This is a genomic window from Oceanotoga teriensis (assembly GCF_003148465.1).
GTDB lineage: Bacteria > Thermotogota > Thermotogae > Petrotogales > Petrotogaceae > Oceanotoga > Oceanotoga teriensis.
Genome location: NZ_QGGI01000003.1, coordinates 37,410 through 63,223, shown reverse-complemented (window position 1 = coordinate 63,223; position 25,814 = coordinate 37,410). Strand labels below are relative to the sequence as shown.

The following is a 25,814-nucleotide window of genomic DNA, read 5'->3' as shown; positions in this document are numbered from 1 at the left end:
TGAAAAATTTTTCAACCTTTGTTGAGTTATTTATTTCTTACTTATTAGCAGTTATTAAAGAAAAAGCGGGGATAATTTCCCCGCATTATTCTATATTAGTAATTAACCTTTTTTCCTCTTCTGAATTCAACAGCAGCTTGTGCAGCAGCAAGTCTTGCTACTGGAACTCTATATGGAGAACAACTTACATAATCGAGGCCAACAAGATGACAAAATTCTACTGATTCTGGATCTCCACCATGTTCACCACAAACACCTAATTTAATATGTGGATTTGCACCTCTACCTAAATCTACAGCTGTTTTTATCAATCTTCCAACTCCATTTCTATCTATATGTTGGAATGGATCGGAATCATATATTCCCTTTTCAAGATAATCTCCTATGTATTTTCCATAGTCATCTCTTGAGAATCCTAAACTTAGCTGTGTTAAATCATTTGTACCAAAGCTAAAGAAATCTGCATTTTCTCCAATTTGATCTGCAGTAACTGTAGCTCTTGGAACTTCAATCATTGTACCTATTTTATATTCAACATCTACTTGATGTTCTTTTAATAGATTTTTTATTATTTCTTCTGCTGAATTTCTCAATAATGTAAATTCTTTTACATTTCCAACAAGAGGAATCATTATTTCTGGTTTTACTTTTTTGCCTTCTTTAACCATTTCAATTGCCGCAAGCATTATAGCTTTTATCTGCATTTCTGCAATTTCTGGATAAGTTACAGCAAGTCTAACTCCTCTATGTCCCATCATTGGGTTGAATTCTTCTAAATCATCTATAACTTTTCTCAATTCTTCTTCAGTTATTCCAACACTTTCCGCAACATCTTTAATTGCTGCATCTTCATGAGGAACAAATTCATGTAATGGTGGGTCAAGAAGTCTGATTGTTACTGCATAACCTTCCATTGATTCGAACAATCCCTTGAAATCTTCTTTTTGAACAGGTAATAATTCTGCTAATGCTGCTTCTCTCTGTTCTTTTGTTTTAGATACGATCATTCTTCTCATTTTCTTTATTCTATCGCCTTCGAAGAACATATGTTCTGTTCTACATAGACCTATTCCTCTTGCACCAAATTCTCTTGCTATTTTTGCATCTCTTGGTATATCGGCATTAGCTCTTACTCCAAGATCAGAAACTTCATCTGCAAAATCTAATAATGTTTTTATGTCGCCTTCAAGTCCTGTTGGTTTTATTGTTTTAATTTTTCCAGCAAATACTTTACCTTCAGTACCTTCGATTGATAACCAATCGCCTTCTTTTATAGTTATACCATTTGAAATAGCTGTTTTTGCTTTATCATTTATAACTATGTTTTCTGCACCAACAACAGCTGTTTTACCCATTCCTCTGGCAACAACAGCAGCATGTGATGTCATTCCACCAGTTGATGTTAATATAGCTTCAGCTGCATCCATACCCCCAATATCTTCTGGAGATGTTTCTGGTCTTATTAATATAACAGGAAGACCTTCTTTAGCTTTAGCTTCTGCATCATCAGCATTGAAAACAGCCATACCTGTTGCTGCTCCTGGAGATGCTGGAAGACCTTTTCCAAAATATTCTGCTTTATTTAATTCTTCAATATCAAATGTTGGATGTAATAACTTTTCGATATCAGCAGGTTTTACTCTTGTAACTGCTGTTCCTTTTGTTATTAATCCTTCATTTACCATATCAACAGCTATTTTAACTGCTGCAGCTGCTGTTCTCTTACCATTTCTTGTTTGTAAGAAATAAAGTTTTCCATTTTCAATTGTAAATTCTATATCTTGCATATCTTTGAAAACTGTTTCAAGTCTATTCATTGTATCTATTAATTCTTTATGTACTTCTGGATTTATTTCTTTTAACTGATCTAAAGGTTGAGGTGTTCTTATACCAGCAACAACGTCTTCTCCTTGTGCATTCAATAAGAATTCTCCATAAGTTTTATCTTCACCAGTATTAGGATTTCTTGTGAAAGCAACTCCTGTACCAGATGATTCACCCATATTACCAAAAGCCATCATTTGAACATTTACTGCTGTTCCCAAAAGGCCCATTTTATCCATTCCATTTATCTCTCTATATTTAATTGCTCTTTTATTATTCCATGAAGCAAATACAGCTTCTACTGCAACCCATAATTGTTCTACAGGTTCTTGTGGAAATTCTTTACCTTCTGATCTGTAAACTTCTTTATATAACTTAACTACTTCATGAAGATCATCAGAATCTAAATCGAGATCATTCTTTACACCCTTTTTAGCTTTTATTTCGTTTAATTTTTCTTCAAATTTTTCATGTTCAATTCCAAGTGCAACATCTCCCAACATTTGCATAAATCTTCTATATGAATCCCATGCAAATCTTGGATTATTTGTCAATTTAGCCAATCCATCTGCAACTTCATCATTTAAACCAAGGTTTAAAATTGTGTCCATCATACCAGGCATAGATATTGCGGCACCTGATCTAACTGATACTAATAATGGATTATTTGCATCTCCAAATTTTTTACCTGACAATTTTTCTAAATTTTTTAAAGCTATTCCAGCTTCTTCTTTTAATATTTCAGGAAGTTTTTGACCATTTTCCCAGTAAAATCTACACATCTCTGTTGTTATCGTGAAACCTGGAGGAACTGGTACTCCTAATCTTGACATTTCTGCGAGGTTAGCACCCTTACCTCCGAGTAAATCTTTTAACTTTCCGCTTCCTTCGGCTTTACCGTCGCCCCAGGAATAAACGTACTTCTTAGCCATCTTTTTCCCTCCCAATTCTTAGGTTTGCAAATATATACATGCATGAGAAATATATATTAAAAGTAATATTAAAGTTAATTAAAACACCCATACTGAGCAATTCAATTATATCTGAATTGTGTTAAATTGAAAACATAAATAATAAAACGTTGTTTTAAAATTATTAATTAAAAAAAGATTCTTTCTGAGTAGTTTTCAAGTATTCCATATTTTTTTAACACTTCAAAATATTTCATAACAGAATCTTCATCTTCTATATATTTTATATAAGATCTATTAGCTGCTTTTTTTAAAACAGCCTTTGGCATCTTTCCATTCATAACTTCAAAAACAAATTCTATTGCTTTATCTTGATTATTTTTGAAATATTCGTTTGAAGATTTTTCGTATTCTTTTATGATTTTATCAGCATATTCTTGATCTATTCCATTTTTTACAAACAATCCTGCAACAGGGATTCTTGCAAATTGACCAGTTAAATTTGCATATAAATTTTCTATATCCAATATAGGTTTTATCTTTCCAGATGTTTTAACTTCAGCAAGTGATACAAATGGTTCTGGTAAAACAGCATATGAATATTTTCCAGAAGCAAGCATTTGAATTATATCAGCACCATTTTTCACATAAACAATATTAAAATTCATATCTTTTTCTTCTTTCAATATTTTTAAAACAAGATCTCCAGTCTGACCAGGTCCGTGTATTGTGAGTATTTCTTTATTTTCAAGTTCTTTTATACTTTTTATATCTGTTTTTCCAACAAGAGAAAATGTTTTCCATAAAGATACCCCAGCGAGTTTATAATTTGCCCCTTTATCTATTATTTGAGCACCGAGTGCAACAGGTAAAACTATAAAATCTGCTTGACCTTTTAAAAGTAATGTTTGTGCTTCATCTATATTTTTCCAATAGCCTTTTTCAAGATTTTCTATGTCTGTATTATATATTCCCGCAGCCGGAAGAAGTGTTGGCCCAAGTGGATTATAAAAATTAAAAGCCATTCCCAATAAACTTATAATCATAAAAAACATTAAAAATATCTTTTTCATTATATTTCCTCCCCATTTAAAATATTTGTTCCGTATTTAATTTTATATCTAATTTTTTCTTTTTTTCTATAATTGTAAGATAAGATATTAAATTTTTCCTTATAAATTCTGAAGAATCAATACCATAATTTTTAGTTACAGTATGTTTCCAAGCTCCAGTATTAGCATAGAATTTCATAGGATTCCCAGTAAAGACATTAAAACTTGGTTTATGATTATGTCCCATTATAAGTCCTTTTATATTATTTTTTGGTATTATTATATCTTTTGAACTATACCCTATAAGATTTTCTTTTTGAATTATAAAATTTTCTTTTATTAGTTTTTTTGCCACTTTCAAGTAATGATCTGATTTTTTAGTTCCACGAAAAAACATTATACTTCTAACAATTGCTTCTCCAAATTCCATTCCACCTATTTTATTCACAAAAAGGTTTGTGAATACATGCCAAGCTGGAAAATTTATTTTAAGCCATTTTTTTACTTGTTTTGTTCTTATTAAGTCTATAAATGATTCAACCCATTTTGATTTTAAATCATAACCTATTTTATATTTTTCATTCACATATTCAAGCCATTGGAAAACATCTAGCTGAGGAGATATATTATCATAATCCGATATTAAATCATCTGGTAAAATTCCTTCAAGAGAATTATCAAAATTATTACTCATATATTTGACCATATACTCCCCAAAAGAAGGTATTATTCTGTTTTTTTCATCATATTTTAATCTATTTATAACATCAAATTGATTTCCATGTATAATAAATATTTCAAGTAGTTCATCATAATAATAAGGAATTATTTCCATATTCCCACATATTTGACAAACCTTTTCTCTTAATTTAGGATCAAATAATAAATAATAATCATGATTTCCAACTATATATCTTACTTTTACATTTTTGCTGATTTCTTTAAACTTATCAAAAAGTTTTTTATGACTTAAATATATTTCATCTAATAGTGAATAATCATATTCTTTAATATATTGATCTACTGTATCCAATAAATATTTTTTATTTTTTGCATCCATCAATTCAATAAAATCACCAACTATATAAAGTTCATTGTTTTGATGATTTATTTCATTTAATAATTTTATCAATTTCGAATCATATATGAAATCATCTTTAGATTCACCATCACCAATATGAAGATCACTTATATATACTTTCATATTCTTCCCCCAAATTTAAAAATATGTCCATTTTTTATTATAGCATACTTATTTCATACAAATATTTATAATACTTTTTTTGACTTAAAAATTTACTTCATTTTATTTTATTATTAAATATCTTTTTTAATATGTTTTAAAATTAACTATAGAAAATATTTTTGTTACCTTTTAGATACATTAACCCCTTTACAAAAACACTTTTTTCTGATAAAATAATCTACGGAATTGAACCAATTACGTGTTGGGGACGTGGTGAAGTTGGTTATCATGCCGGTCTGTCACACCGGTGGCCGCGAGTTCGAATCTCGTCGTCCCCGCCATAAGACCTTCTCATTTTGAGAAGGTCTTTTCTTTGATATAATACATATATAATTTTGGAGTTGATTAAATGTTTGATATTCCAACAACGAAAGAAGAAATGAATAGTTTAGGAATAAAACAATTAGATGTAATACTTATATCTGGTGATTCTTTTGTTGATCACCCATCTTTTGGCGTAGCCATAATAGCAAGGGTATTAAAAGATATTTGTGGTTTAAAAGTTGGGGTTATTTCACAACCAGATTGGAAAAGTGAAAAAGATATTAAAAAACTTGGCGAACCTAAGTATTTTTTTGGTGTTTCTGGAGGAAACCTTGATTCAATGGTTTCTAATTATACTGCATCAAGAAAGAAAAGAAAAACAGACTTTTATTCTCCAAATACCGAATTCGGTAAAAGACCTGATAGAGCAAGTATTGTCTATTCTAATCTCATAAAACAATATTTTAACAAACCTATAATTTTGGGCGGAATAGAAGCCTCTTTAAGGAGAATGGCTCATTATGATTGGTGGCAGAATAAAGTAAAAAATTCTATATTACTTGACTCAAAGGCAGATTTAATTGTTTATGGAATGGGAGAAAAAACTATAATAGAAATCGGTAATATATTTAAAAATGGTGGAACAATTGAAGATTGTAAATCTTTGAGGGGTATAGTTTATTGGAAATCTGAAATGCCAAATAATTATGATTTCATAAATATTCCTTCACTCGAAGAAGTTAAAAAAGATAAACAAAAATATTTTTTAGCTTTTAAAACTTTTCAAAAAGAAACAGACCCTTTAAATGCAAAAGGTATTATCCAAAAACACTTTAATAGATATGTTATTCAAAATCCTCCTCAATATTGTTTAACAACTCAAGAAATGGATGAAGTATATTCATTAAAATATACAAGACAAGTTGCTCCCTCTGAATTAAAAAAAGGTTATGTTAAATCTTTTGATACAGTTAAAAATTCAATAACTTCTCATAGAGGATGTTATGGCGAATGTAATTTTTGTGCTTTAACTTTACATCAAGGAAGAACTATACAAAGTCGTAGTCCAGAATCAATAATAAAAGAAGCTGAAATAATTTCTTCTCAAAAAAATTTTAATGGAATAATAAGCGATGTTGGTGGTCCAACAGCCAATATGTATGGATATGATTGCAAAAAAAAGATAGAATTAGGTGCTTGTAAAGAAAAATCTTGTATTGGTTATGAATTCTGTAATTCTTTATCTCCAGATCATTCAAAATATATCGAATTACTAAATTCTGTTGAGAAAGTTAAAGGCGTTAAAAAAGTTTTTATATCTTCTGGCATAAGAGTTGATTTGATATATAAAGATAAAAAATATGGAATGAAGTTTTTAAAAAATTTGATAAAAAAACATATTCCTGGAAGATTTAAAATAGCCCCTGAACATGCAGATGATGAAGTTTTAAAACTTATGAACAAACCATCTTTTGATTTAACAGAAAAATTCATAAACGATCTAAGAAATGAAGGGAAAAAATTAAATTTAAATACAAAATTTTCTGCTTATTTAATTGCCGCTCATCCCGGCTCTAATAAAGAAATGGAAGAAAATTCTAAAAATAGAATAAAAAATTCTTTCGGCTTTGTACCAAATGATGTTCAAATTTTTACGCCTACTCCTTCAACTAATTCAACAACTATGTATTATACAAATCTTAATCTTGAAGGAAAAAAAATTTACATAGAAAAAGATGAAAAAACTCGTGTTAAATTTAAAGATGTATATACAAATAATGATTTTAATAAAAAAAAGACGAAAAATGTTAATAAAAGAAAAAAATAATTTTAATTTTTAAGCAAAGAGTGGTATAATATATATTAATAGTACAATTTTTTGTACAAGCAAAAAGAATTCTAATTTTTGGGGGGAAATACTGAAATGGATTCAAATCAAGAAATTAAAAATTATATGCAAGGGTTTGAAGATATGTCTGAATTGTTTCAAAAGATAACAGGAGAAGAAACAGAAAAAGACTTTATGAACAAATTACTTGATGTAGCAATAAAAAGTATTCCTGAAGCTGAAAGCGGTTCTATATGGAAAATAGAAGGAACTCTATATAAAGCAGTTGCAGGTTATTTATATGATGAAGAACTTTTAAATAACATGGAAATTCCTTTTGAAGAATCCTATATAAAAAATCATATGGATGAAGAAGTTCATGAAGTTCATAATATATCAAATTATAATAAAAGAAAAAATGTTTTTGAACTAAGTTCTAAGCTTCATAGCGAGCATAAAGAAATAGTAACAATAATTTCTCCTTTAAGAATTAAAAATAAAATAGTTGGACATTTATACATAGATAATTTTAAATTAGAAAAATTTTCTGATAACTCTAAAAAAATGTTAAAAGTTTTTTCAAACCTTGCATCTACTTTTTTGTCTTTAAGAAATTTAAGAGATAAAGAAAAAGAAGCCAATGAATTGAATAGTGTATACTTGAGTTTTATAACTCATGAGTTAAGAACTCCATTGACCTCAATCATTGGTTTTTCAGAAACTGTTTTATCTGATGATGACATAGAACCTCAAGATATGCGTAGATTCATGAGAAAAGTCTATGCTTCTGCAAAACATTTAAATTCTTTAATAGATGATATTTCTACTTTCAATAAATTGAATAGACAAACTAAAATGAAAATTGAACAAATCAAATTTAAACAAATTTTATTTGAATCTATTTCCATCGTTGAACCAATGACTTCTCCTGATGTTGAACTCAATATAAATTATAAGACTGAAATTCCTGAAAATATAATAACTGATGGAACTAAACTCAGACAAATACTTGTAAATATTATAGGAAATTCTGTAAAATATACAGATTATGGGTATGTAGATATAAATATTTCATATAATGAAGGTACAAAATTGTTTTCAATCGAAGTTGATGATTCTGGACCTGGAATTCCTGAAAATAAATTAAAAGATATTTTTAAGCCTTTTTATAGATTATCAAAAGATAAGCCTGGTAGCGGTCTTGGTCTTGCAATAGTTAAAAAAACTATCAAATCCTTAAAAGGATCTATAGATATGACTTCTGAAATGGGCTATGGTACAAAAACTTTAATCAAATTACCTTTAAAAATAAATCCACCTAAAAATAATTGATAGACTACTGAAAATTCAGTAGTCTTTATTTTTCTTTTATATAGTTTATTAAATCAGTAATAATTATTTTAAAATTTTCCCCATATTTTATTCTTCTATCTAATTTTTCTATTTCAATCAATATTTCTTCTATTGATTGAATATCATATATTCTCTCATGATTTATTCTTCTTATATAATCATTTTTAAAATTAACTCCTAAGAAATTTTTTGTTCTACCTTTTTTTACTCCAGAATTGTTACTTATTTTTTCTACTTGATTCCATGTATATTTTAATTTTCCTTCTCCATTATACACAACTTTTATCATATCTAAAAAATAGTTAAATAAATAATATAAAAAAGTTAAAGGATAAAATGTTGGATCTTCCATTAATTCATCTATTTTTTTTAAAGCTATCTGAAAACTTTTAGATGAAATAGCATAACAAATATCTTCATATTCTGGATTAGAGAAACTACTACTTATCTCATTTACATCATTAAAACTTATAGTTTCTGAAGAATATATAGATAATTTCTTTATTTCTTGATATAAATATTCATCATTTTTTCCAGCAAGTTCTATTAACCTTATAGCAGCATTTTTATCTATATTTTTATCAAATTTTTTAGCTATATCTTCTATTATTTTTACCCATTTATCTTCTTCCCATGGGTTTGGAAGTTTATATTCGAATATATGATCAAATTTAATGGATTTGCTCAATCCAGTTTTTCCCCTTGAAGTTATTATTAAAGTACTAACAGTAGAATCTTCTATTGATAAAAGCTTTTTTATCAATTTTTTTTGATCATCTTTTAATTTCTCAAAATTTTTTATCAAACATGTCTTCTCAGTTGCAAACATTCCCATCATTGTGAAAAGTTTATAAACATTACTTTCATCGAAATCTTCAGGTATGATTACTTCTAAGGGATTTTTTTTATTTTTTATTATCTCTTCAAATTTCATTTTCTTTAAAATCTCCGAATCACCTTTTATATATATCTTTTCCATATAATCACTCCGTAAATAATTCTATATATTCTTCAGTGTTTATAGTTTTACCAGAATTTGGAAATTGTTTAATAATTTTTTCTCCATTACCATGTATTATTATCTTATTTTCTTTATACCCAAAATTCATAAGTATATTATAAGCTTCTTCTAATCTATAATTTTTAAATTCTGGTATTATATTTTTATAAAGTGTATCAGTATATTCAAAATTTTCGCCAAGAGATTTTTCATACTCATAAAATATCTTAGTTACTATTGGTGCTGCAACTTCTCCTCCATAATACTCATCTTTTGGAGAATCTACTATTAAAGCTATCGTATATTTTGGATTTGATACAGGATAAAATCCTGCAAACAAAGAGTAGTAATCTTCATCAGTATAACCTTCGCCTTTTATAGCTTTTTGTGCCGTTCCAGTTTTACCTCCAATTATTAATCCTTCTTTATACGCAAGTCTTGCCGTACCCGATATAGTTATATAACTCATCCATTCTTTTAATATCTTAGAACTTTGAGGTGTAAATATTAATCTTTTTTCTATTTCTTTATCTTGTAAAAATGATGGTTTTACTATGTATCCATCATTTACAATTGCATTAAAAGCAGTTACAAGTTGTATAGGTGTTGTTCCCAACCCTTGTCCCATTGCAATTTGATATGGAGTTATTGGATACCAATCATAAGGTGATTGGAAGATTCCATTTATTTCTCCTTTAAATTCTATCCCAGTTTTCTCTCCAAATCCCATTTTCAATATTTCATTGTACAACCATTCATTTGAAAATTCTTTTAAAGATTCATTTATAACTTTTGCTATTATTACATTGGAAGATCTTATAAGAGCTTCTTTTATAGTTAAATCTCCATAACCATAATGAACTGATTCTGTAACCTTAAAATTTATTCCTGGAACGGGATAGTACGCATAATCTGAAGTATATACATCATCTATTCTAATTATCTGTTCATCTAAGGCTATCGCATAAAGCATAGGTTTCAATGTAGAACCAGGTTCTATATATCCCATATATCCCATATTCCATGGATATAATGAAACAGATGCTTTTATTTTTCCAGTTTTTGTTTCCATTATTATCGCAACAGCTCCATCTGCTTGTCTTTCTTTAACAACTTCATTTAAGGAATCATATAAAAATTTTTGAAGATTTGTATCCAATGAAAGTTTAATTTTTTCTTTACCTTGTAATATATTGTTTTCATACAAATAAGGTTCTATTCCATACTCAGTTTTATCAATTTTTCCTATTAATTGTGAATAAGAAAATAAATCATTATAAATTCTATCATTTATTGTATGTATATTAGAAAATCTCTTCAAATAACCAAGATCATCAACTGCTTCTTTATACGTATCATAAAATCCCCATTTTATATATTTTTTTTCTTCTAATTCTTTATCTGAAAATCTTTGATTTAAAACATACTTTAAATCTCTATATTTATTTCTTCTCTTCATAAAATCTAAATCAACCCATGCTTCATATTTTTTTCTATTGTAAACAAGAAAATGACCCTTGCTATCTACAAGGGTCGCTAATTTTTTATTAATATCTTCACTGTATTCTTCTGGTACAGAAGGTTTTAAATTGTAATTAAAAAACACACCAACAAAAATTAGAACTATATATAAAGATGCAAGCATAGCTCTTATTAAAAGAAATTTTAATTTCATATTTTTCACCACTATTTTTTCTCAAGCACCGATAATATTTGTACATATTTATTTATCTTTTCATCCATTATAGCTATTTCTTCTTTTTTATTTTTTAAGTTTTCTTTTTCAACTTTTATAGAATCTTTATAAACTTCTATGTTTTTTCCAAAAGTCAAAAATAATGACATCCATATACTAAATGTTAGTATAGCCATAACAAAAGAAATAATCAATATTATATCAACAGTTCTACTCGACGTTTTTACATCTTGAATAGCTTGAGTTTTATCATAAATTTTATCAGGCATACTTTTCGCCTCCCTTTTTGTGAAAGGCTCAGCCTATGTATTCGGCAACTCTTAATTTGGTACTTCTAGATCTTGGATTTTCTTCAATCTCTTTTTCAGTGGGATAAAGTGGTTTTTTGGTCAATAGTTTATAATGTTCATTATTTTTAAAATAATGCTTTACTATTTTATCTTCTAATGAATGGAATGTTAGTATTGCAACTCTTCCCCCAACATTTAAAAATCTTTCAAACTTATCAAGTGCAGTCTTTATATTATCAAATTCTTTATTAACTTCTATTCTTATAGCTTGAAATGTTTGAGTGGCAAAATGCCTTTTTCTTCTATTTATTTCCTTGTAAGGAAGTGCTTTTCTTATCGCTTCAACAAGCTCAAAAGTTGTATTTATAGGCCTTCTATAAACTATAGAATCAGCTATTCTTCTTGCAAATCTGAATTCTTGTCCATATTCAAATATTATATCTGCAAGCTCTTTTTCTGAATATTCATTGACTACTTTTGCTGCCGTTAAAGTCGATTGAGTATCCATTCTCATATCAAGCGGTTCATCATTCATAAAAGTAAAGCCTCTTCCAACACCTTTTAACTGAAAAGTAGATACTCCTAAATCCATCAAGAAACCGTCAACTTTTTTTAAACCGAGACCTTTTATTACTAAATCAATATCTTGATAAGGGGCTTTAAAAAATTCTATGTTTTCTGATAGTTCTTTTAATCTTTTTTCCGCTATTTCAAGTACTTCATAATCTACATCCACAGCAATTACTTTTGCATTTCCTTCACAATACTCAAATATAGCTTTGGAGTGTCCTCCTTCTCCAGCAGTACAATCAACATAAATTCCATCTTTTTTAGTTATCATTTGATTTAATATTTCATCAACCATAATACTTCTATGATAATCATGGTATTGTCTCAATAATTATACACCACCTTAACCTTTTTGTCAAATTAAGCCAAAATCATTAATCTGCATTATTTAGATCTGCAAAATATAATAATTCTGCTTCTATAAATTTATCTATTTCTCCATCCAAAACACCTTCAGAGTCAGAAGTTTCACATTCAGTTCTATGATCTTTTATCATTTGATATGGGTATAATACATAAGATCTTATTTGATTTCCCCAAGATATATCTTTAACATCTCCCATTAAATTCATTTTTTCTTCTATTTTTTTTCTCATCTCAAGATCATATAATCTTGCTTTTAATATTTGCATTGCTGTTGCTTTATTTTGATGCTGAGATCTCTCATTCTGACAAGCTACAACTATACCTGTAGGCAAATGAGTTATTCTAACAGCTGAGTCTGTCTTATTTACATGCTGCCCACCTGCACCACCTGCTCTATATGTATCTATTTTTAAATCATCATCTTTTATTTCAACTTCAATTTCATCATCTATAACAGGAGTTACATTTATAGATGAAAATGATGTATGACGTCTTCCATTTGAATCAAAAGGTGATATTCTAACGAGTCTATGAACACCTGTTTCATATTTTAATTTTCCATATACAAAAGGACCTGATATTTTTAATGTAGCACTTTTTATACCTGCTTCATCACCATCTTGAAAATCTATAGTTTCAAGTTTGAACTTATTATTTTCAGCCCATCTCTTATACATCCTCAAAAGTATGGAAGCCCAATCTTGTGATTCAGTTCCTCCAGCTCCTGGATGTATAGTAACGAAAGCATCTGAATCATCAAATTTTCCAGATAATAAAAGATTTAATTCAAAGTTTTTAGTCATCCTTTCTGCTTCTTTTAAAGATGTCATTATTTGATTTATCATGGTAGGATCTTCATCAGAAAATTCTATGGCAACATCTATATCTTCAAATAATCCTTGTAATTTATTAAAATCATTTATCTGGTCTTTTAAATGTTGATTTTCTCTTGAAATTTTTTCAGCATTTGATGGATCGCTCCAAAAATCTGGAGATATCATTTTTTCTTGAAGTTCATCAACTCTATCTTTTGCTCTTTCAAGATCAAAAAGTTTTTTTAAATCTTCAAACTTATTTTTAAGATTTTCTATTTTTACCTTTAACTCATATTCTATCATTTTTTACCTCCCAAAATTAGCATAACAATGGCACACTTTCGTGTGCCCAATTTTTATTTTTTTACTTTTATCTTTCCTCTTCTAATCTTACCCATTTTTTCAGAGTAAGTAGTCTGTTTTTCTTTTCTTCTTCCATCTCTATTCAGTGCCGAATATTCTCCATGCATATAATTCAAACTATCCGTTACTTTTTTTGTTTCCTTTTCTTCTCTTTGAGAATCTACTTTTACTATTCTAAGTAAATAATTAACTATATCATCGTATATTCCATCTACGAGTTGAGTAAACATATAATAAGCTTCTTTTTTAAATTCTATCGTTGGATTTTTTTGTCCATAGGCCCTCAATCCAACTGCTTCTTTTAAAGCTTCTATAGCATCGAGATGATTTCTCCATTTTTCATCTATTATTCTCAACATAACATATTTTGAGACTTTTGAAAATTCTTCTCCGAAATCTTCTTTTTGTTGTTCATATCTATTCCAAACAAGATCAAAAATTTCATTTCTTAATTCTTGCATATCTTGAGATTTTATCTCTTTATTTATCAAAAATGAATTTAATTTATTTTTAACTAACTCTTTATCTAACTTTTCTTCTTTTTCATCCCAAGCACTTTCAGATATTCTTTCTGTAACATCTTCAAATATTTCTTTTATATGTTCATCATGATTACTTTGTTCAAGTATCCAATTTCTATGATTGTATATAGAATTTCTTTGCTGATCCATAACAGAATCTAGTTCATACAATCTTTTTCTTATTGAAAAGTGAATTCCTTCAACCTTTTTTTGTGCATCTCTTATTATGTTAGATAAAAGCTTATGTTCAATTGGTTGTCCTTCTTCTATTTTTAATGTGTTCATTATATTCTTTAATTTTTCTCCACCAAAAAGCCTCAACATTTCATCTTCAAAAGATAAGAAAAATCTTGACTCTCCTGGATCCCCTTGTCTACCAGATCTACCTACAAGTTGATTATCTATTCTCCTACTTTCATGTCTTTCAGTACCAATTACATAAAGTCCACCCAATTCTTTTACTTCATCATTTATTTTAATATCTGTACCTCTACCAGCCATATTTGTAGCTATTGTAACAGAATTTTTATTTCCAGCATTCATAACTATTTCGGCTTCTCTTTCATGTTGCTTTGCATTCAAAACTTCATGTTTTACGCCTCTCTTTTTTAATAGTTTACTTATTAATTCACTATTTTCTATAGAAGTTGTACCTACAAGCATAGGTTGACCTTTTTTATTTCTTTCTTCTATTTCATCTATAAGTGCATTATATTTTTCTTTTTCAGTTTTAAAAATGAGATCATTTTTATCCATTCTAACAACGGGTTTATTAGTTGGTATAACTATTACATCACAATTATATATTTGTTGAAATTCTTCTTCTTCAGTTTTGGCAGTACCTGTCATTCCAGCTAATTTATCATACATTCTAAAATAATTCTGAAATGTTATAGTAGCATATGTAAGACTTTCTTGATTTACTTTAACTCCTTCTTTTGCTTCTATTGATTGATGAAGACCTTCAGAATATCTTCTTCCATCGAGAAGTCTACCTGTAAATTCATCGACTATTACAACTTCTCCATCTTGAATTATATAGTCTTTATCCTTTTTAAAAAACAAATTCGCTTTAAGTGCATTCAAAAGATGGAATAGATATTTTATATTTTGAGGATCATATAGGTTTTCTATATTTAACATTTTTTCAGCTTTTTCAATTCCCTCTTCTGTCAAAGCTACTGTTTTTTGTTTTTCATCTATTGTATAATCTTTTTCATTTTCAAATTTTCTAGAAAACATTGCAAACCTTCTATAGAGTTCTGAAGGAGTATCAGAAGGTCCTGATATTATCAAAGGTGTTCTTGCTTCATCTATTAAAATAGAGTCGGCTTCATCAACTATTGTGAAGTAATGATCTCTTTGAGATTTATCTTCTAAAGAATAAACAAGGTTATCTCTCAAATAATCAAATCCAAATTCATTAGCTGTACCATAAGTTATATCACATTCATAAGCATTTTTTCTTTCTTCTTTGCTCATTCCTGAATAAATAAACCCTACACTCAAACCTAAAAATTCGTATATTGGTCTCATCCAATTAGCATCTCTTTGTGCAAGATAATCATTATGTGTAGCAAGTTGACAATTTTTACCTGTTAAAGCATTTAAATATAACGGTAATGTAGCAACAAGCGTTTTACCTTCTCCAGTTTTCATTTCAGCTACTTTACCATCATGTAAGGATATACCACCTATTAATTGAACATCAAAATGTCTCATTCCAAGTATTCTCTTAGATGTTTCTCTGACAACAGCAAAAGCCTCTTCTAATATATCTTCAACGGTTTCACCATTTTTAAGTCTATTTTTAAAATCTTCTGTTTTTTGTTTTAATTCTTCATCCTTTAATTCTGTCATTTGAGATTCTAATTCATTTATTTTTTCAACTCTTTTAGAGTATTGTTTTAATAATTTTTTGTTTTTATCAAATAATCCAAATAATTTCATACTATTTATCTCCTCATTTCAGGGCCACATCTATGTTATAACTTCCATTTTCATCATAATAAAATTCAGATACTAAATAAGAGTATAAATTCCCATAAAATTTTTTATTTAGATATCTTTCAAAATCTATTAAAATTGCCCTGTTTAAATTTTCATGTTTTTTTAATGCCTTAAACTTCTTTGTATATTTGAATCTTTGAACTTCTCCTAAGTTTACTTTCATCGTTTCTGGAGATAAAGTTGTTATTATCATATCATCTTTTGAATAATAAATATATATTTTATCTCCATTATTTTGATTTGTTATGAGTGCAAAATCATAAGTTCCTAATCTTTTTGGCTCTATATTTCTAAATCCCATATAATCTTCTATTGATTTTGTATTTATATCCGATACGACAAAAATAGATGAATCATAATTATTTATCATGGATTTAGAATCAACAGCTAAAAATTCTTCAGAACTGATCATAGATTCAATTAAATCAAAAAATATTAAATCTTCTTTTTCATAAGGCACAAAAAACTCTTGAATATAAGAGATAAATTGATTTTTTTGCATTTTGTGAAAATAAAGTATATCACCAAAAAATTTATAGTTTTCAACAGTTTTTATATCAAATTTCAAGTTTAAATCTTGATATGTATCAGAATAAAATTTAGCATTTAAACTTTTATTTTCATTGTTTATATAGAAATCCCATGAATTATTTTTTTTGAGAAAGTTTCTTGTAGTACCTTCTATAATATTTATACCAAAATTTGGTTCATAGTAAAGTGTATTTATTCCTATAAAATTTTCTGATCTATATATTGGATATTTGTTATCATTTATTATTATTCCATCTTGTGTGATTTCATATTCATATAATCCTTTTACTATTTCTTTAAAAGTATCGAAATCTCCATTATAAAAAGCTATGGATTTTGAATTTATTATCAAATCATTTAAAAAATTTATATAATCAGGATTCAAAAAATCTTCATAAGTATAATCTTTATTAGTTTTAAATATTATTCCAGTATTGAGAATATTGTCCAATGACGTAGCATCTGAAGTAATATCTCCAGTTATAAGATTGAGTACATTAGAATAACCAAGCCCCTCTTTTGAATTAATGAATCTCAAAAGAGGTATTTCATTTATAAGATTATCATATACATTTTTTATGTTTTTTATCTTTATTTCTGATTCAGAATAACCTATTATTAAACTCAAAATCAAAAATAAAATTGAAATTTTTGCTTTCATCAAATGCACCTCAAATTCAATTATACATTAATATTATACATATTTTTTTAAACTTAACCTTAAAAAATAATTTAATTTTCTTTTGAATATATGTATACCACATCTTTTATTATCTCTATTTCGTAATTTTCAAAAGAATAATCTTTTTTCAAATCAAAATTCTTTATATCCATATTAACAGAATAAGCATTTCCTTCTTTAAACACTCCACCATTAAAATTTATTCTATAATTTTCCAATTTAAAGGTTTTTATTAAAAGATAATCTTGATTTTCAATAATTGACATTGGAGCTCTTCCAAAATCTGTAAATATGCTTTTTCTCCCCATTGTCAAAAGTTGTCCATAACTACTTATAATATATACAGAACCATCTCTTTCTGTAACATATACTATATCACCTTTTAAATTTTTATCTTCCACATTTCCATAATCACAAAAAAATCTTGATTTTTCTTCAAATATATTATATTTGTTTATCCATATTGAATATGGATTTCCCTGTAAAAATATTCCGCTTTCAATTTCAAAAACTTTTGATATTTTTGTATTAATTTTTTTTATAAGATTAGATCTTTTAAGGTTTAAATCATATACATCATTTTTATAGTTTTTTAAATCAAGACTAAACTCTTCCAAGCCATTAGTTATATTTATAATAGATGGCGGAACTTCTAATGTTTTTGGAGTTTTAATTTCAACTCCATTAATACTAACTCTTTCATCTCCACCTTCTATATTTAATTTTATAAACTTATTTGGAATATGACTTATTCTTTCTCCCATAACAGGAGTATAAGAATAATCATACAATATTTCATCTTTTAAGAGTTTTATGTCTATACTTTTATTCCATATAAAAAAATCTGAAGTTAAAGTTGCATTATCTGTTATTATATAGCTATTATCACTTATTAAAAAAATACTTCTTGGAATTTTTTTTATTAATTTGGCAAGATTTTCATCAAGTTCTTCATAATTTGAATTTATAATTTTATCTTCAAATTTCAATATGAAATCATCGTTTTCATATTTTATTTTAAGTATTTTAGAATCTCCGTTTGGAGGCATTATTATATCTGTATATTTATAAACATTATACAATATATCGCTAAAGTATGAAATCGGTCCATCATAGATGAGACCGATATAGTCAACTGAAAAATATATTATATTTATTAAAACATAACACGATAAAAGTATAATCCTTCTGGTGGTGCTGAAGCTGGTGCTTTTGATCTGTCTTTTGCTTCTATTATTTCTTTTATTCTCTGAGGTTCCCATGTATTAGTTCCCACCTTTGCAAGTGACCCTACTATATTTCTTACCATTCTTTTTAAGAATGAAGTTCCTTCAACTCTTATCAATATCATATCTTTTGAAGTTCTTATTATTCTAACCCTTTTTATTTCTCTAATTGGATTTCTCTCATCATTTCCTGTCTTAAAACTTGAGAAATCTTTTTCACCTTCAAAATGTTTTGCAGCTTCTCTCATTTTTTCTATATCCAAATCATATGGAAACCACCATACTCTATTTCTCATAAAAATATTGGGTTGTTTTCCAGTATATATATAATAATGATAAATTCTTTTTTTTGCCATAAATCTTGGGTTAAATTTAAGAGATACCTCTTTTAACTCTCTTATATATATATCATTTGGAAGCACAGAATTTAAAGCATCTTTAACATTTTGAACAGTCATTCTATCATTTGGAACTTTGAAAGCTATAACTTGTCCATAAGCATGAACACCGGTATCTGTTCTTCCCGAACCATGACATATAACTTTTTCCTTGAAGATTTTTTCAAGGGCATTTTCAAAATCTCCCTGTACAGTTCTAAAAGTCCTTTGACCCTGATAGCCATAAAAATCTGTACCATCATATGCAACCGTTGCTGCAACCATTCTCATAAAAATTCCTCCGTAATTAAAATCAAAATGTTTTCTGCATCAAAGATGTTTCGAGTATTTTATATGCAATTTCAGATTCATGTTGTTTTAAAAGATCTATATTCTTCCCATAAAGTCTTTCATATACTCTTATGAGATATATATTTGCAAATTTGGTTATTTTTTGTGCTATCAATTCTCTATTTTTAGAATTTATTTCCTTAGATATTCCATCTATCCAATTATCATAATTTGCTATAATCTCTTTTGATTCTATTAAATCATTAAAAGAACTCATAACCTTTCTCAAACCAATATTATCCGATATCAATTCTATATAATCTCCATATATATCTCTTATTTCATCTGATATATAATCGACATATAATGTTTTTAAAGATTTTTTCATTCTAAGATCGGGTTTTAAATATCTTCTCATTCCTGAAAGTTGATTACCTTCTTCTACTAAAAAATATCCAATAAGACCAGAAGAAATATTGGCAAAGTAATCTTCTGGATTTATTTCTGTTAATATCAAAGTATCAAAACTTTTATATAAAAATCTCTTAACATTATGATAATTTCCTTCAGTGTCGAATATAATAGATGAAAAATTCATAATTTTCCTCCTAATTAAATCTTGTTAACTATTTCTGAAACAGCTTTTTCGGCAAAGTCAATCTTGCTCATAGCTTCTTCAAAACTACTTCCTTTTGCCATAAGATAAAATTTAATTTTAGGTTCTGTTCCAGAAGGCCTTGCAATTATTTTGATATTTTCATATCTTAATTCAATAACATTGGACTTTGGTAATCCATTTATTCCAGAATTATAATCAACAGTTTCAAATAATTCTGCATTATTTAATTTTGCAGGTGGTTCCTCTTTTATAATTTTCATGAGTTTGGATATCTTTTGATTTCCTTGAATGCCTTCAAATGTATAAGATAATAATTTTTCTTTGTAAAAACCATATTTTTCATTCAATTCTTGTAAATATTCCTTTAAAGTCTTTTTTTCTTGTTTTAATTTTGATTTTAATGTAGCTATCAACGCTGAAGCTATAACAGCATCCTTATCTCTAGCATGATTGTTAGCTAAACATCCATAACTTTCTTCAAATCCAAACAAAAACTTTTTAGTTTTTGTTTGATCATAATATTCCATTTTTTCTCCTATGAATTTAAATCCTGTAAGTGTTTCTTCAACTTCAATTCCAAATTCTTTAGCCATAGGTTTTATCATCTCTGTTGAAACTATTGTCTTTATTATAACACCATTTTTAGGTAATATGGCATGTTCTTTCATATTTGTTAGCAAAAAGTGACTCAACATTATTCCCATTTCATTACCATTAAATGTGACATAATCATTTCCATTTTTTTCAAAGACACCTATTCTATCCGCATCCGGATCTGTTGCAAGAACTAATTCTGAATTAGTTTCTTTTGCAAGTTTTAAAGCCATATCAAATGCTTTTTTTTCTTCTGGATTTGGAGATTTTACAGTTGGAAAATTTCCATCATGAATAGCTTGTTCCTTTACTATATTAACATTAAAACCAAGTTTACTCAAAATTTCTTCAACAGGCTTTAATCCTGTTCCATGCAAAGGAGTATAAGTTATATCAAGATTTCTTTTTATAGAAGGATCTATAGATCTTATATATCCTTCTATTTCATCTATATAATCATTAAAAAGTTCATCATCTAAGATTTTTATTTTTTCTTGTTCAACTGCTTCATCATAATTCATAATTTTTATATCATTAAAATAATCTAATTTGTTAACTTCTTCTATTATCATTTTAGCATATTTTGGAACTGCCTGTGTACCATCAGATGTATAAACTTTATATCCATTATATTCTGGAGGATTATGACTTGCAGTTATAACAATTCCCCCATCAGCTGATAAATGTCTTACAGCATAAGATAATATGGGAGTAGCTGTCAATTCAGGAAATAAATAAACTCTAATACCATTTCCAGCAAAAACTTGAGCAGCTATTTTAGAAAATTCAGGTGACATATTTCTATTATCATATGCAATAACAACAGAAGGAAAGTCTTTTTTTGATTTTATATAGTTTGCAAATCCTTGTGTAGCTCTTGCAACTGTATAAATATTCATTCTGTTACTTCCAGCACCCATTTTACCTCTCATTCCTCCAGTTCCAAATTCAAGATCTTTATAAAATCTATCCAATATCTCATCTTCATTAGTTTTTATTTTTTCTAATTCATCCTTAACATCTTTTTCTGTTTTTTCAATCCATTCATTTAATTTTTCATATGAAATAACTTTTAAATCTTTCATAATATCTCGCCCTCCCGGAATCAATTTAACATTTAAATTATACCATACAAAAATTTCAAGAATTATATTTTTTATAAAGTATTTTATACAATAACCGATATTATATTGAAAGAAAATACTCGTATGGAGGTGTTAATATGTCTAATGATTTATTAGGTTCTTTTCAATTGGGAGGACTTTCGGGTTCATTTGATACAAATACAGTAATACAACAGTTGATGAAAATAGAATCTATGCCTTTAGAAAAAGCTCAAGATGAATATAAAGTACTTCAAAATACTCAGAAGGCTTGGGATATAATAGATGATAAATTAGAAGAATTTTATAATTATTTAAACAATTTCAAATTAAAATCAAGTTTTTTGAAGAAAAATGCCATGAGTTCAAATGAAGATATAATGAAAGTTTCATCGAATGGAAATGCAGGAAATTCCACTTTTTATGTCAATATTAAACAAGCTGCAACAGCTGGATATATTGAAGGACAGTCAAATATAGATGATAAATCTAAAACTTTAGCCGATCTCGGTTTAACTTCTGGAAAATTTAAAATTCAAATGTCTGGTTTAAATCCTGATGGTTCGGCAAAAGAAGCCATAGAATTTGATTTATCAAAATATGATGCAGATGCAACAATAGATTCTGTGTTAAAAAATATGAGTTCAAAGATGCCGGATGCAAATATAATCTTTGAAAAAGATTCATCAGGATCTAATTTTAAAGCATTTGTAATGAATAAAAATACAGGTGAAGAAAACTTTACTTTAACTGCTGTTGATGCTGATGGTGGAAAATTCTTAGGTAGCATATTAAACAATGGAACATCTTTAAATGCAAATGATACAATAGATACAACTTCCTCTACAGCTAATTATAAAGGTATTTTAGGTAAAGATGCAGAAATCGCTATAGATTTAAATGGAGATGGAACAGAAGAATTAACCTTGAACTCTTCTTCAAATGCTGTTTCATTTAATGGTATGACTTTGAATATTCAAAAAGAATCTGAAGCTACTGATTGGACAAAGATTTCAGTTGAAGATGATGTGAATGCCACTTATGACAATATAAAAGAATTCACAGATAAATACAATGAAGTTATGAAATTTCTTTATGATAAATTGTATACAGAAACTGAAGTGCAAGGAAAAGAAGAAGACAAGATGACAGATGAAGAAAAAGCTAAAGGAGTTTTAAAAGGAAATTCAAATTTAAGAACCGTATTTGAAAAATTAAAATCTTTGAGATTTGGAACTATAGAAGATAGTTCATTAGCTTATAATTCATTTGCAAGTGTAGGTATTTCTTCAGGTATATCAAGTTCTTTAGTTGAATCAAACCTTGAAAATGCCCGTAAAGGATTAATTTCAATAGATGAAACAAAACTTAAAGAAGCTTTAAGAACTAATTCTGATGCTGTTTTTGATTTATTCAACATAATAAATGATGATTCCAAAAAAAGTGGTATTGCAAATCAAATAAAAGATTATGTTTGGGATACTACAAAGTATAAAGGCTTTATTGATGAAATAAATGGCCTCGAAGGTTCTTTGAGTAAAGAAATGAAAGGCCTTTCAAAACGTATGCTCAATTTAACAAGAAAAATAAATATGAAAGAAGCCATGTATGTAAGACAATTTTCTGCAATGGAACAAGCTATAAGCAAAATGCAATCACAAGGTAATTATTTATTGAGTAAAATGGGATAAAAAAATAGCTACGATTTTAATCGTAGCTATTTTTTTATATAATATTTATATTTACCATCATTTAAAATGATATGATAATCATTCTTCAAAAAAATCTTATCTTTTAAATAGAAGTTTGAATATGGATTTTTAAATGCACTTTCAGGATCTGAAAAAGTTATTATCAATTTAGAATTAAAAAAATCTTCTTCCAAAAATATTTTAAAGTTTTTTTCATCTAATAGTTCTGGTAAAAATATAGCTGATTCATCAAATAATTTAAAATCAAATTCATCATTTTCGCCAATAATTCCATACTTTTTGTTAAAATTTATCAAAAGCATATTTTCCTCAATATCTATATAATTATCTAAATAAGAATTAATTATATTTATATCTTCTTCAAAATATTTTATTATATTTGAATTATCTTTCTTATCTAAAATTTTTTCTTTATAATAAAAATTTCTTTTTTCTTTCCAAATATTTAAAAAAGTTATTTCCATATCTAAATTATAATTAAAAGCAGGTATAGATAAATAAATTATTTTATCTTTCAAATCAAAAAAACAACTTTTTTTAGAATTTTTATCTTCTAAGACAGATATTGCCCATTTTGGTGTTGGTATATAAGGATTTTGAAAACTTTCTAATATTTTTTCTATATCTTTAATTACACTTTTTAGATTTTTTTCAGATTTATCTTCTATTTTTTTGATTATATAATTTTTTAAACATTCCATTACATTTAAATCTCTATTTTTTTCATATAAGCACAAATAATCTTCAACTAAACTTTTATTGATATTATTTAAATCTGATATATTCATAAATGTAATAAATTCTTGAGATATATTATCATTTTCAAAAATTTTACAAATAGAACTATGAAATATTTTCTCATTCTCATATAAATTTATATTACTGTCCAAAACAGATAATATATATGGTCTTTTTATCAATGAATAATTAGTTATTTCTATATCTTTAATATATCTGTACATTATATCTTCTGTCATACTTTTTTTATGAATTGATTTATTTTTATTGAAAAAAGCCATTCCTTTTATTTTATCTTTATTTTTAAAATAAAAAACAGCTTCAAAATATTTCCAAAGATCCGAATTTTCTCCTAAAGCTTTTAGAGTTAATTTATAAAATATATTATTACCTAAAATATCAAAGAGTTCTTCTGCAAATATAAGGACTATTGCCAAGTTTTTACCATTTAAATTTTCATTAAAAACTTCAAATATATTAGAGTACATATAATCCAAATTTTCAAAATATAATGAATAAGATAATATCAAAAAATATATTAAATCTTTTTTTTCTTTATCTATTTTAATTAAATATCTTCCTATATTTCTTTCGAGAACTTCATTTTTAAAATTTTCTTGTAATAATAATGGTTTTTTTACATTTATATTTAAGTCTTTTAATAAAAAATAAAAATATAACTCCGACATATAATTAAAATCATTGTTATTATATATATATATAAGTTTTTCTTCTGAAACATTTTCAAATTTTAATTCAATATTTTCTCTTGAAAAACAAAGAAACATCATTTTTAATGTTTTAAATAGTATCGAATTATAAATAACAGAAAAACTTATCTTCGAAATATTATTATAATAATTGTACAAAGCATTCAAAAAAACTTCAAAGTATTTAATACTGTTTTTATAATCATTTTCTTTATAATAGAAATTAGCCATTATCAAAGAAATATCTGGATTTAATTTATTGTTTAAATAAAAAACTTCTGTTATATCTTTAGCCTCTGAAACCATTCCATATTTTTCTATTGTATATATATAATCTTTAACATTTTCTATAGACATGGCTTCTTCTTTAGACTTTTCTAATATTTCTTTCTTATATTTTTTAAAATCTCTTAAAAAAATATAATCATTTTCTGATATTAAGTCCAATTTTAGTTTTTGTCCTATATAATAATATTGTGAATCATGATTTTTTTCTTTAAAATTTTCTATCTCATTTAGTATTAGTGGATATGATCTATTTAATTTTTTCAATTTTAGGCTTTCTGTCCATAAATATCCATAATGATATATTTTTATATCTGATGTATGAAATTCTTTACCATTATAAATCGGCTGATTATGTACCGAATTTACATATTTTATATTTCCTTTTGTAAACAATCTTGGAAGATTAAATTCATCATATGTTTGATAATCAAAACTCATATAATTTCTATTTATAGGAATTATCACTTTGCAATTATTTTGTTCTGCCTTTTTTACTATGAATTTTAAATCTTTATCGATATTTTTTATAAATAATTCTTCATCTGCATCTATCAAAAATACCCAATCACCCGTTGATTTTTCTATCGAATAATTTCTTGCTTCAGAAAAATTATTATTCCACTTTTTGAAATATATTTTATCTGTATATTTTTTACAAAGTTCAACAGTATTATCAATTGATCCAGTATCTACAATTATTATTTCATCTACTTGTTCAACTATTGAATCAAGACATCTCTGAATGTTACTTTCTTCATCTCTAACAATTAAACACGCGGAAATTTTTGGCATTTTATTCCTCCCCTTATTTTATACAATAAAATTAATTTTATA

At 26.7% G+C, this 25,814-nt stretch carries 18 protein-coding genes and 1 tRNA gene; 4 read left to right on the top strand and 15 right to left on the bottom strand.

Going from position 1 to position 25,814, the window contains the following annotated elements; genetic code table 11:
• Positions 1-95: 95 nt before the first annotated feature.
• The 3 genes from ppdK to C7380_RS02970 all read right to left on the bottom strand — a co-directional run bounded on the left by ppdK (position 96) and on the right by C7380_RS02970 (position 4,991).
• Positions 96-2,756: a pyruvate, phosphate dikinase gene (gene ppdK / locus C7380_RS02980; protein WP_109604001.1), complete on the bottom strand. Its 2,661-nt coding sequence runs from the start codon at positions 2,754-2,756 to the stop codon at positions 96-98.
• A 167-nt stretch (positions 2,757-2,923) separates the two neighbouring features.
• Entirely contained in the window at positions 2,924-3,808 is an 885-nt protein-coding gene (locus tag C7380_RS02975; RefSeq protein WP_109604000.1) for an ABC transporter substrate-binding protein, read from the bottom strand.
• Positions 3,809-3,824: 16 nt separating this feature from the next.
• Positions 3,825-4,991: a metallophosphoesterase gene (locus C7380_RS02970; protein WP_109603999.1), complete on the bottom strand. Its 1,167-nt coding sequence runs from the start codon at positions 4,989-4,991 to the stop codon at positions 3,825-3,827.
• A gap of 246 nt (positions 4,992-5,237) precedes the next feature.
• Here C7380_RS02970 and C7380_RS02965 point away from each other — a divergent pair.
• The 3 genes from C7380_RS02965 (at position 5,238) to C7380_RS02955 (ending at position 8,457) form a co-directional block, all read left to right on the top strand.
• A tRNA-Asp gene (locus tag C7380_RS02965) sits at positions 5,238-5,314 on the top strand.
• 68 nt (positions 5,315-5,382) lie between these two features.
• Entirely contained in the window at positions 5,383-7,125 is a 1,743-nt protein-coding gene (locus C7380_RS02960) for a YgiQ family radical SAM protein (protein WP_109603998.1), read from the top strand.
• A gap of 96 nt (positions 7,126-7,221) precedes the next feature.
• On the top strand, positions 7,222-8,457 hold the full coding sequence (locus tag C7380_RS02955) for a GAF domain-containing sensor histidine kinase (RefSeq protein WP_109603997.1): 1,236 nt from the start codon (positions 7,222-7,224) through the stop codon (positions 8,455-8,457).
• 25 nt (positions 8,458-8,482) lie between these two features.
• Here the strand turns inward: C7380_RS02955 and holA are convergent, their stop codons facing one another.
• The 11 genes from holA to C7380_RS02900 form a co-directional block, all read right to left on the bottom strand.
• A complete protein-coding gene (gene holA / locus C7380_RS02950) occupies positions 8,483-9,457 on the bottom strand; it encodes a DNA polymerase III subunit delta (protein ID WP_109603996.1) in 975 nt (324 codons plus the stop codon).
• Positions 9,458-9,461: 4 nt separating this feature from the next.
• Positions 9,462-11,153 (bottom strand): penicillin-binding transpeptidase domain-containing protein, encoded by a 1,692-nt coding sequence (locus C7380_RS02945; RefSeq protein ID WP_109603995.1) that lies wholly within the window; start codon positions 11,151-11,153, stop codon positions 9,462-9,464.
• Positions 11,154-11,164: 11 nt separating this feature from the next.
• Entirely contained in the window at positions 11,165-11,443 is a 279-nt protein-coding gene (locus tag C7380_RS02940) for a hypothetical protein (RefSeq protein ID WP_109603994.1), read from the bottom strand.
• A gap of 28 nt (positions 11,444-11,471) precedes the next feature.
• Positions 11,472-12,362 carry a 16S rRNA (cytosine(1402)-N(4))-methyltransferase RsmH gene (gene rsmH / locus C7380_RS02935; RefSeq protein ID WP_109603993.1) on the bottom strand — a complete coding sequence of 297 codons (891 nt, stop codon included), beginning with the start codon at positions 12,360-12,362 and terminating at the stop codon, positions 11,472-11,474.
• 46 nt (positions 12,363-12,408) lie between these two features.
• Positions 12,409-13,518 (bottom strand): peptide chain release factor 2, encoded by a 1,110-nt coding sequence (prfB, locus tag C7380_RS02930; RefSeq protein ID WP_109603992.1) that lies wholly within the window; start codon positions 13,516-13,518, stop codon positions 12,409-12,411.
• A 53-nt stretch (positions 13,519-13,571) separates the two neighbouring features.
• Entirely contained in the window at positions 13,572-16,049 is a 2,478-nt protein-coding gene (gene secA / locus C7380_RS02925) for a preprotein translocase subunit SecA (RefSeq protein WP_109603991.1), read from the bottom strand.
• Positions 16,050-16,062: 13 nt separating this feature from the next.
• Positions 16,063-17,301, bottom strand: a complete 1,239-nt coding sequence (locus tag C7380_RS02920; RefSeq protein ID WP_109603990.1) for a hypothetical protein — start codon at positions 17,299-17,301, stop codon at positions 16,063-16,065.
• A 71-nt stretch (positions 17,302-17,372) separates the two neighbouring features.
• A complete protein-coding gene (locus C7380_RS02915) occupies positions 17,373-18,404 on the bottom strand; it encodes a hypothetical protein (protein ID WP_109603989.1) in 1,032 nt (343 codons plus the stop codon).
• Between the two features lie 74 nt (positions 18,405-18,478).
• On the bottom strand, positions 18,479-19,216 hold the full coding sequence (gene truA, locus C7380_RS02910; protein ID WP_109603988.1) for a tRNA pseudouridine(38-40) synthase TruA: 738 nt from the start codon (positions 19,214-19,216) through the stop codon (positions 18,479-18,481).
• Positions 19,217-19,238: 22 nt separating this feature from the next.
• A complete protein-coding gene (locus C7380_RS02905) occupies positions 19,239-19,814 on the bottom strand; it encodes a hypothetical protein (protein ID WP_109603987.1) in 576 nt (191 codons plus the stop codon).
• Positions 19,815-19,828: 14 nt separating this feature from the next.
• Positions 19,829-21,514 carry a phospho-sugar mutase gene (locus tag C7380_RS02900; RefSeq protein ID WP_109603986.1) on the bottom strand — a complete coding sequence of 562 codons (1,686 nt, stop codon included), beginning with the start codon at positions 21,512-21,514 and terminating at the stop codon, positions 19,829-19,831.
• 137 nt (positions 21,515-21,651) lie between these two features.
• On the opposite strand from C7380_RS02900, the gene fliD reads away from it, so the two are divergent.
• Positions 21,652-23,223 carry a flagellar filament capping protein FliD gene (gene fliD / locus C7380_RS02895; protein ID WP_109603985.1) on the top strand — a complete coding sequence of 524 codons (1,572 nt, stop codon included), beginning with the start codon at positions 21,652-21,654 and terminating at the stop codon, positions 23,221-23,223.
• A gap of 26 nt (positions 23,224-23,249) precedes the next feature.
• On the opposite strand, the gene C7380_RS02890 is transcribed toward fliD, so the two are convergent.
• Positions 23,250-25,772 carry a glycosyltransferase family 2 protein gene (locus C7380_RS02890; protein ID WP_109603984.1) on the bottom strand — a complete coding sequence of 841 codons (2,523 nt, stop codon included), beginning with the start codon at positions 25,770-25,772 and terminating at the stop codon, positions 23,250-23,252.
• Positions 25,773-25,814: the final 42 nt, after the last annotated feature.